Below are 14,900 nucleotides of genomic sequence, written 5' to 3'. Positions count from 1 at the left end.
ATCATTATGGGAGGAACGACACGCTGACGACAAGCGTAATTCACAAATCATCTATTCGACTTACCATTAAGCGTTATAGGGACTGGTGCTATACCCACGTTACAAAATCCGTGAGTAACGTTTCGTCGTATCGCCAGGTAAGTGCACGTCAAACGCCATGGCGAGGTGGCGAATCAATAAACGTCCAATGGGCGTTGCACGCAGGATGTCGCCTTCATGCACCACTAAGCCGTCTCGCTCAGCGCCTTCTAAACGCGCAAGCGTATCGGAAAAATAGCGGAGCGCATCAATGTTCCAGCGCTGGCTAACGGCGGCAAAGTCGATCTGCATGTCGCACATCAAGCGTTCAATGACATCGCGACGAATCAAATCGTCTTGGCTCAAGCGCAAGCCTTTTACCGTGGCGAGTTGTCCCGCATCTAACGCCTGCTCATAGCGGTCTAAATCGGTGGGGTTTTGCGCGTATACGTCATTCACACGTGAAATCGCCGAGACGCCAAGGCCCACTAGGTCGCACTGGGCATGGCTTGAGTAGCCTTGGAAGTTGCGCTGCAGGGTCCCTTCGCGCTGCGCCACGGCGAGATTATCATCGAGGCGAACGAAGTGATCCATGCCAATATGGACGTAACCGGCCTGCGTCAACATATCGATCGTAGTGTGTAAAATCGCAAGTTTTTCTTCAGCGCTCGGCAGGTCATCGTCTTTGATGCGCCGCTGCGGAGCAAAGCGCTGGGGCATGTGGGCGTAGTTAAATATTGACAAGCGCGCAGGGTTTAACTCGATAACTTGGCGCAGCGTATCGGCAAAGCTTTCTTGAGTTTGATGTGGCAAGCCGTAAATCAAATCCAAATTGAGCGAGCGAAAGCCTAGCCGATGCGCTTCTTCCATCAGCGTTTCAGTGAGTACTCGCGGCTGAATGCGGTTGATGGCTTTTTGCACCATGGGGTTTAAGTCTTGAACGCCAAGGCTGATACGATTAAAGCCTAGCGTCTGCAAATGGCGTAGGGTAAAAACGTCTGCTTCTCGCGGGTCGATTTCGATGGCGTAATCACGATCGGGCGAAGAGGATAGGCCAAAGCGTGCATCTAGCCTGTCGATCAAATCGCTCATCTGGTCCAGGGTAAGAAACGTTGGCGTACCGCCGCCCCAATGCAGCTGCTCAACGCGGCGTGATGTGTCGAGGTGGCGTGAGGTGAGCAGCATTTCGCGGTCCAGCCGTGACAGGTAGGGCTCTGCCAGCTTTGTATTTTTGGTCGCGATTTTGTTGCAGGCGCAATAAAAGCAAATCTTTCGACAAAATGGGATGTGAACGTAGAGTGATAACGCGCGGTCAGTTTGGTTGCTGCGCTCAAGTGCGGCGATAAAGTCCTTAGCACCGAACTGTTCATGAAACGAAAGCGCTGTCGGGTAAGAGGTGTAGCGTGGGCCACTTTTATCGTAGCGGCGCAATAACTCTTCATCCCAGGCAGCGTGTTGGGGCGCTGCAGTGTCACAAGACGAAGCAGCAGCGTGGTCGTAAACGGCCATGAAGAGGGCTCCAGTGATAGGCGGTTAGTTTTGTTATACTAGCGCTGTACCGACATGAAGGAGTTGAGCCACGTCAATGAAGTCGGTGTCAAACATGTAATGTTAGCGCATCTTATTAGCGCGCTAATAATTGGTTGCGGGGAAACTAGTGTGTCGCGCCTGAAGCAAAGAGCGTGAACAGTTGCCATAAGGCAAATGCAATGATGCTAAATGCCGCCACAGCGCGGGTAGCTGGGTGGCGTATCAAATCGCGTAATTGCCGTGCGGCAAGGCCTGTGGCCAGCAGTGCCGGAAGGGTGCCTAGGCCAAACGCCCCCATAAGCAAGGCCCCGCGTAGCGGGTCAGCGATGGCCAAGCTCCACGCGAGCATCGAATAGACCAACCCACAGGGCAGCCAGCCCCAAATCGCCCCTAGCGCAAACGCCTGCGGTAGCTTGACCACGGGCATGAGTCGGCGCCCAAAGGGCTCGATATAGCGCCAAAAACGTCGTCCAACGGCTTCTACCTTCAACAGCCCCTTCCACCAATTAGCGATGTAGAGCGCCATTAAAATCAGCATCACTGCAGCAAACGCTTGCAGCGCCATACCCGCGCTAGGAGAGAATGACAAAAACGTGCCAAGGGACGCAACCAAGGCGCCAGCGAGCATATAGCTCATTACTCGGCCAACGTTATAGCTTAAAAGCAGCCCCCCCAAACGCGCTGGCTGGCGCATGCTTGGCGGGACTGCAAACATCAGCGCACTCATGATGCCACCGCACATGCCGATGCAGTGGGCGCCGCCCATCAGGCCAAAAACAAAAGCGGCGAGCAGCGGCGGTAAATCAAGGCCAGTCGGGTTCATGAGGAATCGCTATCGTCATCAGGGGGTGTTGTGGCTTTTTGCTCGCGAGCTTGCTGGCGGTGCTTGCGCTCTTCAGGGGGAAGGTCATTTTCATCTTCATCAAAAAGAATGCGGTGTGCCGGCCCTTCTAAGTCATCGAACTGATCATTTTTGACCGCCCAGAAAAAGGCCCAGACGGCGAGACCCAGTAATATCAAGGAAAGCGGAATTAACAGGTAAAGAATTTTCATGCGGACACCGGCGCAGAGGGTGAAACCTTGGCAGTCGCGTGGGCCTGGCGCTTCCAGCGTGATAAGCGTAGGGCGTTACCCACGACCACCAGCGAGCTAAATGACATGCCAAGGGCGGCCAGCCACGGTGGCACTAAGCCCAGTGCCGCCAATGGCATGGCGGTGAAATTATAACAGACCGACCAGACCATGTTTTGGCGCATAATACGTCGTGTTGCGAGGGAAATATCAATGGCATCCGCAATGCGGGTCAGTCGGGGGCTAAGCAGTACGGCGTCGGCGCGGGTGCGGGCGAGGTCGGTGGCGCTGTTCATCGCGATAGCGACATCTGCCCCCGCCAGTACTGGCACATCGTTAATACCATCCCCTACCATAACGACACATTCGCCTTCGGCCTGCAGCGTTTGAATTCTCTCCAGTTTGCCTTCTGGGCTGATACCAGCATGCCAGGTGGTAATCCCCAGCTGCTGTGCAAGCTCTTTGACCGCGTCAGGCGTATCGCCGGAAAGTAGCTCAACCACCAACCCGTTTGCCTGAAGCGCTGAGATGGTCTGCGCTGCGTCATCGCGCACGCCATCGTGCAGGCGAAACCAGGCTCGCGGCGTGTCATCTTCGCTAAGCAGCAGCCATTGGCCCTCCCCGGGCGAGGCTGGCGGCTGTGAACAGGCAAATTGGGGTTTGCCTAAGCGCCAACGATGTTGCGTTAACGTGCCTTCAAGCCCTTGGCCTGTCACGCTACGCAAGTGGCTTGCTTGCAGTGTGGCATCACGGAAGGGGCGAAATGCGCGGGCGATAGGGTGCTCAGAGTGGGCTTCAAGCGCTGCTGCTATCGCGCGGGCACGTTCGGCGCTTAGGGTGCTTTCACAGGGGTGAGTGTCGATCAGTTGCATCTCGCCCCGAGTAAGCGTGCCCGTTTTGTCAAAAATTACCCGTGTGGCGTTAGAGAGCGATTCCATCGCATCCGCGCGGGTAATTAGCACGCCGCGCTTACGTAACTGCCCATGCCCGGCGGTAAGCGCCGTCGGCGTGGCTAACGCCAGCGCGCAAGGGCATGTCACGACGAGAACCGAGAGCATGACCCAAAGCACTCTCGACGGGTCAATCCACCACCATACCGCTGTGACACAGACCGTGACGATCAATAAACGCAGCACAAACAGGTGTGCCATTCGGGCGGCCATTTGGGCTAAGCGCGGACGGCTAGCAAAAGCGCGGTCTGTAAGGTCGACAATGTTGGCCACACGAGCGTTATTGCCTGCGTGGGTCACTCGCATGATCAGCGGGTTTTCCATGTTTTGGCTACCCCCGACAATGCGCTCGCCCACACCACGGGTAACGGGGAGGTATTCGCCGGTAAGCATAGATTCGTCGAGGCTAGATTCGCCATCCTCAATGACTCCATCGCCCGGAACACCGTGCCCGGGTTTGATCAGTACCCGATCTCCGGCGTGAAGCTCACTGGCAGGCAGAATGCGCTCGTTACCGTTGTCATCCAGGCGGGTAGCAGAGACCGGCAGTACACCGCTCAAGGCGTTACCACTCTGGCCGTTACGTCGCCGCGCGCGGGCTTCAATATAGCGGCTAAAGAGCAAAAAGAAGGTGAACATTGCCACCGAGTCGAAGTATACTTCGCCCTTGTTGAAGATGACAGCGTAGGCGCTTGCCGCGTAAGCGCAGCCAATCGCCAGCGACACGGGGACATCCATTCCGAGTATGCCGGTTTTGACATCGCGCAGCGCATTGCGAAAAAAAGGCGATGCGGAGAAGAACACCACCGGTGTGGCCAGCGCAAACGAAAGCCAGTGAAACAAGACGTAGAAATCTTCCGACATGCCCTCTGGCCCGGCGACATAAATAGGGACCGAGAACATCATGACTTGCATCATGCCGACGGCGGCAATGATCAGGCGCCGCACGTTCATACGCTCTTCACGCTGTAAACGCGCTTGGGCTTGATCCGGCTCGTAAGGCTGTGCGGTATAGCCAATCGCCGCGAGTTCAGCGAGTAGCTGCGAAAGTTGTATGATCGCAGGGTCCCAGCCAATACGCACGCGGTGGTGAGTCAAATTGACAGCGCTGCTGGTCACGCCGTCAAGGGCATTGAGGCGGTGTTCAATTAGCCACGCACAGGCCGCACAGGTAATGCCATCCACTGCTAGGGTGGCACGCACATGACCTTCGTCGCCATCTGGGTGCACGAACTTGGCCTGTAAGCCGGGGTCGTCGAAGACCTGCCAGGTGTCGGCATTGGCTGCTTGACGTTCATCCGGGCGTTCAGGGAGTTCCGTGCGGTAACGGTAGTAGCTTTCAAGCCCTCCATCGATAATCGCATGGGCAACCGCTTCACAGCCGGGGCAGCAAAGAGGGTGTTGGGTATCGTCAATCTGAATACGCCACGGAGCCCCGTAGGGCACCGAATTGCCGCAGTGATAACAGGGAGTGGTCGTCGTTACGTCCGGGGTAGGTGTGGTCATGCGTTTACGGCCTAAATGCCGGGAACAAGAGTGATATCGCGGTCGCTGTCTTCCGGAAAGCGTATTTCACCCGTGAGCCGCCACTCCGCCTCTTCACCTTCTTTGGGCTGAAGCTGTAGATACCAGCGATACTGTAGCGGCTCTTCCAACGTGGTGACATAACGTCCGCCACGGACATGGTTCAACATTAGCTCGCGGTCAAAATCGCTGTCAGTCGGAAAGATAAGCGCCAGGTGCAACTGCGCTGGCTGGCGTTCTCCTTCCAGATCAATGATGACATCTCCTGTGACGTTATCCACACGCAGTGCGGCAGAAAGCCCCAATTGACTGGCGTGCTCTTGCTTGGCGAGCTGTTCATTGATGGCCAGCCCCTTTTTGTAGTAATCAGCAGTGACAGAGCCATCGTAGTAGCGCACTGAAAAGAACAGAAATACCATGCTGAAAATCACAGACGATAGCAGTAGGCCAAGCAAAAACCATGGCCAGAATTGCTTGTACCAAGGTGTTTCCGCTGCCGGAGAAGACATAGGCTGATTTACCTCTTAATATTGCCGATAAAGCGTGCTTCACGATCCATTTGGATACTGGCATCGTTGTCGGCTGTAATGGATAGCACAATGTCGTGACTGGGTTGTGAGATTGCCTCCGCCGGAACGGTAACCGTCACAACGTCTAAGCGCGATTCGCCCGCAGGAACGGTAACTTCTGTCTGATCCATACGGATACCTTCAAGGCCGGAAACCTCCAGCGTGTACTGGTGATCCTGTTGATCAAGATTGCGGATCGACAATGTGTAAGCGTTACTGATGCGGCCATCCTGAGTTACCTGGTAAAGCTGTGTGCGTTCACGCACGGCATCAAAATTGAGCGGTAAGCGATCGTTCACGGCCCAGGCAAAGGCGCCGATCATCACCAATAGGGCAGCCAGATAGCCAATCAGGCGCGGTCGAACAATGTGAGTCGGTTTGCCTTCCAGCGCGTTCTCGGTGGTGTAACGAATCAGACCACGAGGGTAGCCCATTTTATCCATGACGCTGTCACAAGCATCAATGCAGGCCGCACAGGTAATGCATTCATATTGCAGGCCCTCGCGGATATCGATACCGGTCGGGCAAACCTGCACGCAAAGATCGCAATCGATGCAGTCGCCGTGACCAGCGGCACGAGCTTCTTCGTGACTGAGGCTACGCTTACGCCGTCCGCGTGGCTCGCCACGGTTTGTGTCATAGGAAACAATCAGCGTGTCACGATCAAACATGACGGACTGAAAGCGTGCATAGGGGCACATGTAAATGCATACCTGTTCACGCAGCCAGCCAGCGTTGAGGTAGGTAAATACGGTAAAGAAGCCTACCCAGAAATAAGACCAGCCGTGGGCTTGCAAGGTCGCAAGGTCAGACATCAGGTCACGGATGGGGGTGAAATAGCCAACAAATGCTGCGCCTGTTGCAAAAGCAATCAATAGCCAGGCGATATGCTTAAGTGTTTTACGGCGTAATTTCTCACCATTCATCGGCTGGTTGTCGAGTTTTATGCGCTTGTTGCGCGGGCCTTCAATGCGGTGCTCAAGCCAGATGAATAGGAAAGTCCATACGCTCTGGGGGCAGGTGTAACCACACCAGACACGTCCGGCAAATACGGTGATAAAAAATAACCCGAAGGCACAGATAATCAATAGCCACGAGAGAAGGATAAACTCTTGCGGATAAAAGGTACCAAAGAAGATATGAAATTCGCGGCCAGGCAGGTCAAACCAGATGGCTGGCCTATCGCCGATATTGATCCACGGTAGTAAAAAAAAAGCCAGCATCAATCCCCAATTGGTGCTGCGCCTGAGTTTTTGAAAGAAGCCCTTAATTTCGCGCACATAAATATGTTTGCGCTGGGCATACATACTTTGCGTGACGGCTTCACCCGTAGATGAGCGCTGATTTTGCGGCTTGGGCGTGACGTCTTTACTGGGTATCTTTTCCATAACGAAATCGCAACTCAAGGAGGCGGTAGAGCCATAGTCTAACGGTTTAGCCGTCAAAAAAGGGTGCGGCCTGCGGCCGCACCCTCTGATAACACATTAGCTAGTGCTTATTCATCAAAACGTAAGCTGTAGACATAAGCAGCAACCAAGTGCACGCGCTCTTCACCGATGTAAGCCGCCTGAGCCGGCATGTGCCCGTTACGCCCATTACGCAACGTCTGGCGGATAGAGTCGGCCACCGTTTGCCCCGGCGCTAAATAGAGCCAAATATCGTCGGTTAGGTTAGGTGCGCCTAGCGCAGTGTTACCGGTGCCTTGCGGCGTGTGGCAGGCAGCGCAGACCGACATGAAGGTGCTTTCACCTTTTTCAGCGCGGTCTTTGTCATGCTCTAGGCTTGAAAGTGACAGAACATATTGAGTTAGGTTCTCAATGTTGTTTTCACCTAGCTGCTGCCAGGATGGCATCAAACCATTACGCCCGTTGTTTAGCGTTGCCATGATGTTTTCCGGCTCACCGCCATAAAGCCAGTCATCGTCGGTGAGGTTGGGGAAACCATAGCCCCCTTGGGCGTTAGAGCCGTGGCAAACTGCGCAGTTGTTGAGATAAATGCGTTCAGCAACCTGCATAGCCTCACCATCTTTAGCCAGATCAGGAATCGGAACTTCCTGGTACTGGGCAAAAATTGGTGCGAAGCGCTCTTCCGCCTGGGCTACTTCTTCTTCCCACTGCTTTTCTTGCGACCAGCCCAGAACACCCTCGAAGTTACCAAGGCCAGGATAAAGCACTAGGTAGCCGATAGAGAAAATAACGGTACCGACAAAGAGTTGAAACCACCATTTGGGTAGCGGATTATCATACTCTTCAATCTCATCGGCGGCGTGGCCTGTGGTTTCCACATTGCCTTCGCTATCGGGTGTTTTGTCGGTTTTGCGGTTCGCAAACAACAGCCAAGCGCTGAGGGCAATGCTGCCGAGTGTGATAACAATGATCCAGGCGCTCCAGAACTCAGGTAAAGAGTCGCCCCATAAATTATTCATGTGTTTTTATCTCCCCTGTCGTGGCGGGAATCTGCTTTATCTTCCGATGAAGCAGGCTTGTCACGGGACGGTTGTTCATCGTCATCGGCGAAGGGTAGGTTAGCTGCTTCATCGAAGTCCGGTTTGCGGCGCTTCGAATAGGCCCACCAAGTGATCCCTAAAAAAGCGATAAGCAATACCAGCGTAATGAGACCGCGAAAAGTTCCCGTATCCATAACTTAACGCTTGCCCTCAAATACGGTTCCTAACTGCTGTAAATAAGCGATTAGGGCAGTAATTTCCTGGGTGCCGCGTACTTCAGCCGTTGCGTTGTCGATCTGCTCATCGGTGTAAGGTACGCCTAAGCTTTTCAGTGTGCTCATCTTGGCCGGTGTATCTTCACCGTCGAGTGTGTTCTCAAATAGCCAAGGGTAGGCCGGCATGATGGATTCGGGTACTACGTCGCGCGGGTTGTACAAGTGCGCACGGTGCCAATCATCGCTGTACCGGCCGCCTACGCGGGCGAGATCCGGCCCGGTGCGCTTGGAACCCCACAGGAAGTTATGTTCGTAGACTTGCTCGCCAGCGACGTTATAGTGGCCGTAGCGTTCCGTTTCAGCGCGAAACGGACGAACCATCTGCGAGTGACAGCCAACACAACCTTCACGGCGATAGATGCCACGCCCCTCAAGCTCCAAGGCGGTGAGGGGCTCAAGCCCCTCAATGGGTTCCGTGGTCTGCTTTTGAAAGAACAGCGGGACGACTTCGGCCAAGCCACCGAAACTGATCGCAACCAGTATCAATACGGCAAGTAGGCCAACGTTCTTTTCAACAATTTCGTGTTTCATTGGTCTCAACTTCTCCGTTTAAGCAGCTTGCGGCGCCGGTTGCTGACTAATGGCTTCGTTGCGTTTGACCGTACGATAAACGTTGTAGGCCATGATCAACATACCGGTGACCCAGAATAAACCGCCGACTAAGCGAACAAAGTAGCCCGGTGCGCTGGCTTCAACCGATTCAACGAAGGTGTACATCAGCGTGCCGTCTGGGTTGATGGCGCGCCACATTAAGCCTTGCAAGATGCCGTTGACCCACATAGAAGCGATGTAGAGAACGGTACCGATCGTGGCCAGCCAGAAGTGAACCGCAATCAAGTTGACCGAGTGCATTTCAGTGCGACCGAACAGGCGCGGAATGAGGTGGTACATAGAGCCGATAGTGATCATGGCAACCCAGCCGAGCGCGCCGGAATGCACGTGACCAATCGTCCAGTCGGTGTAGTGCGACAGGGCGTTGACGGTCTTAATCGCCATCATTGGACCTTCAAACGTCGACATGCCGTAGAAGGAAAGGGCTACGACGAGAAAGCGTAATGTCGGATCGGTCCGAAGCTTATGCCAAGCGCCGGAGAGTGTCATCATGCCATTGATCATGCCGCCCCAAGAGGGGGCCAGCAAAATAATGGACATGATCATACCGAGCGATTGCGCCCAGTTGGGCAGCGCAGTGTAGTGAAGGTGGTGGGGGCCGGCCCACATGTACACCATGATCAGCGCCCAGAAGTGAACGATGGAAAGGCGGTAGGAATAAACCGGACGCTCAGCTTGCTTAGGCACGAAATAGTACATCATGCCGAGAAAGCCTGCTGTCAGGAAGAAACCGACGGCATTATGGCCGTACCACCACTGAACCATCGCGTCGATGGCGCCGGCGTAGATGGAGGTGGAGTACATAGCGGTAACCGGAATGGCGGCATTATTAACGATATGCAGCACGGCAACCGTTAAAATGAACGCAGCAAAGAACCAGTTAGCCACGTAGATATGCGAGGTTTTACGCTGCTTAATCGTCATTAAGAAGATTAGCGCGTAAGTCACCCATACGACGGCGATCAAAATGTTGATCGGCCACTCCAGCTCGGCATACTCCTTGGTAGTGGTATAGCCTAACGGAAGTGAGACAACGGCGGAGAGAATAACCGCTTGCCAACCCCAGAACGTAAATGCCGCAAGCTTGTCTGAGAACAAACGCGTTTGGCAGGTACGTTGAACAACATAATAAGAGGTGGCAAAAAGCGCCGAGCCGCCAAACGCGAAGATAACGGCATTAGTATGCAGAGGGCGGAGACGCCCAAAGCTTGTCCAAGGTAATCCGAGATTCAGTTCCGGCCATACCAGCTGTGAGGCGAGGATGACACCGATCGTCATACCCACGATGCCCCACACAACAGTCATGATCGCGAACTGCCGAACTACCTTGTAGTTGTAGGTCGGGTGTTCAATTGCTGTGCTCATTTCATGTTCCCATCGAACGCGGTTTAGAAGGGTAACCCGAAGTTATTGTGCCCGGGTACGGCCACCCGCTTGATGATGCAGGTCAAGTTCCGTTAGAGATTCTAGCGCAGCTAACGCTTAAGCTGAACACGCCAATTGATTTAGCTAGCCTTACAAAGGGATTGCATGCGCCATTATGTCCAGCAAGGATACACTGAAACTAATCGCACTGTATTTCATCAAGAGCTACGGGAAGGGGGGAGTGGCGCCTTTTACCTTGAAGGTCAGGGCCCTGTGACGCTTCAAGGCGAACCTATTTTGGGTCATTTGCTGTTTGCGCACGGCGCGGGGGCAGGGCAAGATTCTGCTTTCATGCGACAATTTGCCACCTCTTTGGCACGCCAAGGGGTTCAGGTGCTTACGCTAGATTTTGCTTATATGCAGCAGATGCACGAGAGTCGCCGCCGACGGCCACCACCTAAGATCGATAAGCTTGTCGACGAATTGGCCCAGTGGTACCACTTTATTGAGAAGCTTGTACCAAGCCCCATCTGGGTAGGCGGTAAATCAATGGGTGGGCGTGTGGCGAGCATGCTGGCGGCCCAGCAGTTGGTTGCCGGTGTTATTGTAACGGGCTATCCGTTCCATCCAGCGCGTGCGCCTGAAAAACGTCGACTTGCCCATTGGCCGCAGGTGATGTGTCCTGCGTTAATTGCTCAAGGCGAACGCGATCCTCTTGGCTCTCGCCAAGAGGTTGAGGGTTATACGCTTCCTGCCAATGTGAATATCGAGTGGTTAACAGACGGTGATCACGACTTTAAGCCGCGACGCTCAACAGGGCTATCTCAGCAAATTTTAATTGACGAGGCTGCGTTACTTGCGGCATCCTTCGTCCGCGCTCGCAAAACGGCTTGCGGTGAATGAGAAATCGACACCACGATAAGAAATAGGGTTGACTTATCAAGCCGCTTAGGTAGAATGCAGCGCCACGTGACCAGCGGGTGGTTAGCTCAGTTGGGAGAGCACCAGCCTTACAAGCTGGGGGTCACTGGTTCGAACCCAGTACCACCCACCACTTTTTGTGGTTCCCTGTTCGCGTTAGTAATAGAAAGTTGCAGTAAGTTGTAGCAAAAGTCGCAGTAAGAGAAAAGCAGACGTTTTTGATGTTTATGTGGACCGGTAGTTCAGTTGGTTAGAATGCCGGCCTGTCACGCCGGAGGTCGCGAGTTCGAGTCTCGTCCGGTCCGCCAACATCACATGCCAATCGCTATTTCTCGCTTTATCGTTATGTGGACCGGTAGTTCAGTTGGTTAGAATGCCGGCCTGTCACGCCGGAGGTCGCGAGTTCGAGTCTCGTCCGGTCCGCCACGATAAACCTGCACACCCTGGGTGGTTAGCTCAGTTGGGAGAGCACCAGCCTTACAAGCTGGGGGTCACTGGTTCGAACCCAGTACCACCCACCATTTAAAAGATATTAATCGAAGTCTTTTTAAGTGGTAGAAAAACGCTTTGTCTGCGGACCGGTAGTTCAGTTGGTTAGAATGCCGGCCTGTCACGCCGGAGGTCGCGAGTTCGAGTCTCGTCCGGTCCGCCATTAAGCGATATCAGCACTGCTGAAAAAATTGATAAAACCCCAGGTCATTGGCCTGGGGTTTTTGTGTGTGTCGTGCAGAAAATTTACCACGACAAAAAAAGCGGCCCCTGAGGGGCCGCTTTTGCCTCAGCTGGTGATAACGCTGACTGCCGCCTTGGCGACTTGCACATCTTGGTCGGGTTTAACGCCCGAGATACCCACGGCACCGACGACATTACCGTCGATAATAATGGGGACGCCGCCAGATAGCAGGCCTTGCAGCGGCGCAGAAATAAAGGCCGTGCGCCCACCGTTGATCATCTCTTCAAATACCTGTGTCTCCTTGCGCCCCATTGCGGCGCTGCGGGCTTTTTGCGCGGCAACGTCGGCGGTAAACGGTGCTGCACCGTCAAGACGGCGCAGGGCAAGCAGGTGCCCGCCGTCATCGGCTACGGCAACGGTGATCGCCCATCCTTCGCGCTCGGCTTCTTTTTGTGCAGCGTCGAGCACTTGGGTAACGTCGGCTAGTGCTAAAATGGCTTTGGTTTGCATGGTGATATCCTTTGGGTTTTAGGGGATTTTCGTTAATGGTTCAGGCAATTATGTAGAATCATCAGGCTAGCGCCGTGTCGACGACTTCTATCCAGTGGCGTACCGGCGTGCGGTTAGCGCCGGCCAAATGGGTCTGACAGCCAATGTTGGCTGTCACGATCATTTCCGGGTTACCTGCTTCCAGGGCGTTGAGTTTATTATCGCGAAGCTCGGTGGCAAGCTCGGGCTGCGTAATGGAATAGGTGCCCGCCGAGCCGCAACACAAATGAGCGTCCTGCACCGGCGTCAGCGCAAAGCCGAGCTGGGTGAGTACGCTTTCCACCGCACCGTTGAGTTTTTGCGCGTGCTGCAAGGTACACGGGCAGTGGAACGCCAAGCGTTGGCGGGTTTTAACGTGCAGCTCGTCTAACGGCTCGTCGCGTAGCACCTCGACCAAATCTTTAGCCAGCTGGCTGATTTTCTGTGCTTTCTCGGCATACGCCGGGTCGTCTTTGAGCATGTCGCCATACTCTTTGACGAAAGCACCGCAGCCGCTTGCTGTTTGCACAATAGCTTCCGCGCCGTGCTCGACGTGCGGCCACCAGGCATCGATATTGGCGCGAATGCGCTCGCGACCATCTTCCTGGGCGTTCAAGTGAAAATCAACCGCGCCGCAGCAACCGGCTTCAGAAACTGGCGTGACACTAATGCCCAAACGATCGAGTACACGTGACGTCGCGGCGTTGGTGTTGGGTGAAAGCCCTGGCTGTACGCAGCCTTCAAGCATCAAAACCTGGCGCGAATGGCGCTCGGCGGCGGGGCGCGTGCCCGCATTCACCGGTGCTGGCGGCATCTTGGCGCGGAGCTTACCCGGAACGAGTGGCTTAAACGTTTGGCCGAGTTTCAAAAGCGCCGCGAAACGCTTAGGTTCCACTAACATTTTGCGCAGTGCGTAGCGCTGAGCGCGCTCGGCAGCTGGGCGCGGTACACGGCGTTCGATTTCAGCGCGGCCAATATTGAGCAGCTTGTGATACTCGACGCCAGACGGGCAGGTGGTTTCACAATTTTGACACGTCAGGCAGCGGTCGAGGTGAAGCCGCGTTTCTTCGGTGACCTGGTCGTCATCTTCGGGGCTTTCTAGCAGCTCCTTCATTAAATAGATGCGCCCGCGTGGGCCGTCGCGCTCATCGCCTAGCAGCTGATAGGTAGGACAGGTGGCGTTGCAAAAGCCGCAGTGAACGCAGGTGCGGAGAATGCGCTCGGCTTCCTGAATATGCGGCTTCTGACGGTCGGCGTCGGTAAAGTTCGTCTGCATGTCAGCTCTCCTGAATAAAGCGCGCGGGATTAAAACGCCGCATAAAGACGACCGGGGTTAAAGATGCCGTAGGCATCAAGCTCCGCCTTCAGGTTGCGGTGATACTTCTCCACCACGGGGTTGAGCGGGGTGAAGGGGTCTGCCGCGCCGCCGTGTGCCGCTGGGGTGTAACAGGTGGCGTGGCCACCGGCGCGTTGGCACGCCTGGCGTAGTGTCTCGGCGTCGAGTGAGGTTTTGACAAAGCGCTGGCTGCCAGCCCAGTCGTAGAAAATATCGCTTTCGGGGATATCCAGCGCCAGCGGTACGGTATTGGGAGGTAGCGATAGCCGCCATAATGGCGTGTCATTATTCTGGGTGAAAAAGTCGTGCTCCAAATCACGCAGCTCTCGCCAGAAGCTAGCATCAAGCGCTTCGCCGCCCAAGCGGTCGCAGGTTGCGTTTACCGAGCTGTTGCCGCCTTCCAGACGCAAGAATAACTCGCCGTTGTGCCAGGCTGCAGCGGTAATCGGCAGTGGTTGGCGCCCTAGCTCTGCCAGCTTTTTAAGCGCATGACTCAACGGTAATGAAAGCCTTAGGCTGTAGCTGGCGGTGGGCTTAGGTAGCACCTTAAAAGAAATATCCGCCAGTACGCCAAGTGTGCCTTGCGCGCCGGCCATCAAGCGCGACATGTCGTAGCCAGCGACGTTTTTCATCACTTCGCCGCCAAAGCGCAAAAACTTCCCGTCTTGGGTAATGACGTGCGAGCCCAGGACAAAATCGCGTACGGCCCCCGCCCACGGGCGGCGTGGGCCAGAAAGCCCAGTGGCCACAGCGCCGCCGATGGTGCTGGCCTTGCCAAAGCGCGGCGGCTCGAAGGCAAGCATTTGGTTATGCTCGGCGAGCGCGGTTTCCAGCGCGCTGATGCGGGTGCCAGCGCGCACGGTCACTACCAGCTCTACCGGGTCGTAATGAACAATGCCGCTGTGCTCGGCGATATTTAGCGTCTCTCCCTCGACGGGGCGGCCATAGAAAGCACGCGTATTGCCACCGACGATGCGCAGCGGTGTGCGGTCCGTGTGGGCTTTTTTGACCTGCTCGCACAGTGTCTCGGTGATATCGCAGTCAGCGGTTTTAGTCACGGGGTTAGTCATTGTCTTTCCTGC

Annotated in this window: 14 protein-coding genes and 5 tRNA genes; 6 read left to right on the top strand and 13 right to left on the bottom strand. The window is 55.0% G+C overall.

What is annotated here, in order from left to right; all coding sequences use genetic code 11:
* Positions 1 to 99: 99 nt before the first annotated feature.
* The 10 genes from hemN to ccoN form a co-directional block, all read right to left on the bottom strand.
* A complete protein-coding gene (gene hemN, locus M8006_RS00400) occupies positions 100 to 1,527 on the bottom strand; it encodes an oxygen-independent coproporphyrinogen III oxidase (protein ID WP_250078935.1) in 1,428 nt (475 codons plus the stop codon).
* A 145-nt stretch (positions 1,528 to 1,672) separates the two neighbouring features.
* Positions 1,673 to 2,371 (bottom strand): sulfite exporter TauE/SafE family protein, encoded by a 699-nt coding sequence (locus M8006_RS00395; RefSeq protein ID WP_250078932.1) that lies wholly within the window; start codon positions 2,369 to 2,371, stop codon positions 1,673 to 1,675.
* Complete coding sequence (gene ccoS, locus M8006_RS00390) at positions 2,368 to 2,601, bottom strand: cbb3-type cytochrome oxidase assembly protein CcoS (protein ID WP_250078930.1); 234 nt, start codon at positions 2,599 to 2,601, stop codon at positions 2,368 to 2,370. Before ccoS ends, M8006_RS00395 begins: the two co-directional genes overlap by 4 nt.
* Positions 2,598 to 5,075 carry a heavy metal translocating P-type ATPase gene (locus tag M8006_RS00385; protein ID WP_250078926.1) on the bottom strand — a complete coding sequence of 826 codons (2,478 nt, stop codon included), beginning with the start codon at positions 5,073 to 5,075 and terminating at the stop codon, positions 2,598 to 2,600. The genes ccoS and M8006_RS00385 overlap by 4 nt, the downstream gene beginning before the upstream one ends.
* A gap of 11 nt (positions 5,076 to 5,086) precedes the next feature.
* Positions 5,087 to 5,602 (bottom strand): FixH family protein, encoded by a 516-nt coding sequence (locus M8006_RS00380; RefSeq protein WP_250078925.1) that lies wholly within the window; start codon positions 5,600 to 5,602, stop codon positions 5,087 to 5,089.
* Positions 5,603 to 5,610: 8 nt separating this feature from the next.
* Positions 5,611 to 7,050 (bottom strand): cytochrome c oxidase accessory protein CcoG, encoded by a 1,440-nt coding sequence (gene ccoG, locus M8006_RS00375; RefSeq protein ID WP_250078922.1) that lies wholly within the window; start codon positions 7,048 to 7,050, stop codon positions 5,611 to 5,613.
* 107 nt (positions 7,051 to 7,157) lie between these two features.
* Positions 7,158 to 8,087, bottom strand: a complete 930-nt coding sequence (gene ccoP / locus M8006_RS00370) for a cytochrome-c oxidase, cbb3-type subunit III (protein ID WP_250078921.1) — start codon at positions 8,085 to 8,087, stop codon at positions 7,158 to 7,160.
* Positions 8,084 to 8,302: a cbb3-type cytochrome oxidase subunit 3 gene (locus M8006_RS00365; protein ID WP_250078918.1), complete on the bottom strand. Its 219-nt coding sequence runs from the start codon at positions 8,300 to 8,302 to the stop codon at positions 8,084 to 8,086. The genes ccoP and M8006_RS00365 overlap by 4 nt, the downstream gene beginning before the upstream one ends.
* Positions 8,303 to 8,305: 3 nt before the next feature.
* On the bottom strand, positions 8,306 to 8,914 hold the full coding sequence (gene ccoO / locus M8006_RS00360) for a cytochrome-c oxidase, cbb3-type subunit II (protein WP_250078915.1): 609 nt from the start codon (positions 8,912 to 8,914) through the stop codon (positions 8,306 to 8,308).
* 18 nt (positions 8,915 to 8,932) lie between these two features.
* The gene (ccoN, locus tag M8006_RS00355; RefSeq protein ID WP_250078913.1) at positions 8,933 to 10,360 is read right to left on the bottom strand and encodes a cytochrome-c oxidase, cbb3-type subunit I; all 1,428 of its coding nucleotides are present in this window, start codon (positions 10,358 to 10,360) and stop codon (positions 8,933 to 8,935) included.
* Positions 10,361 to 10,525: 165 nt separating this feature from the next.
* On the opposite strand from ccoN, the gene M8006_RS00350 reads away from it, so the two are divergent.
* The 6 genes from M8006_RS00350 (at position 10,526) to M8006_RS00325 (ending at position 11,933) form a co-directional block, all read left to right on the top strand.
* Positions 10,526 to 11,263, top strand: coding sequence for an alpha/beta fold hydrolase (locus M8006_RS00350; protein WP_250078911.1), 738 nt, complete (start codon positions 10,526 to 10,528; stop codon positions 11,261 to 11,263).
* 75 nt (positions 11,264 to 11,338) lie between these two features.
* A tRNA-Val gene (locus M8006_RS00345) sits at positions 11,339 to 11,414 on the top strand.
* A 98-nt stretch (positions 11,415 to 11,512) separates the two neighbouring features.
* Positions 11,513 to 11,589 (top strand) — tRNA-Asp (locus tag M8006_RS00340).
* 41 nt (positions 11,590 to 11,630) lie between these two features.
* A tRNA-Asp gene (locus M8006_RS00335) sits at positions 11,631 to 11,707 on the top strand.
* Positions 11,708 to 11,726: 19 nt separating this feature from the next.
* Positions 11,727 to 11,802, top strand: a tRNA-Val gene (locus tag M8006_RS00330).
* A 54-nt stretch (positions 11,803 to 11,856) separates the two neighbouring features.
* Positions 11,857 to 11,933: transfer RNA gene (locus tag M8006_RS00325), tRNA-Asp, on the top strand.
* 126 nt (positions 11,934 to 12,059) lie between these two features.
* Here M8006_RS00325 and M8006_RS00320 read toward each other — a convergent pair.
* The 3 genes from M8006_RS00320 to glcE form a co-directional block, all read right to left on the bottom strand.
* On the bottom strand, positions 12,060 to 12,464 hold the full coding sequence (locus tag M8006_RS00320) for a heme-binding protein (RefSeq protein ID WP_250078909.1): 405 nt from the start codon (positions 12,462 to 12,464) through the stop codon (positions 12,060 to 12,062).
* 61 nt (positions 12,465 to 12,525) lie between these two features.
* Complete coding sequence (gene glcF / locus M8006_RS00315) at positions 12,526 to 13,758, bottom strand: glycolate oxidase subunit GlcF (RefSeq protein WP_250078907.1); 1,233 nt, start codon at positions 13,756 to 13,758, stop codon at positions 12,526 to 12,528.
* Between the two features lie 29 nt (positions 13,759 to 13,787).
* Positions 13,788 to 14,888, bottom strand: a complete 1,101-nt coding sequence (gene glcE, locus M8006_RS00310) for a glycolate oxidase subunit GlcE (protein WP_250078905.1) — start codon at positions 14,886 to 14,888, stop codon at positions 13,788 to 13,790.
* Positions 14,889 to 14,900: the final 12 nt, after the last annotated feature.

Origin of the sequence: Halomonas llamarensis (genome assembly GCF_023555005.1) — a bacterium.
GTDB lineage: Bacteria > Pseudomonadota > Gammaproteobacteria > Pseudomonadales > Halomonadaceae > Vreelandella > Vreelandella llamarensis.
The sequence above is the reverse complement of the archived record's forward strand: the minus strand, read 5'-3'. Positions and strand labels throughout refer to the sequence as shown.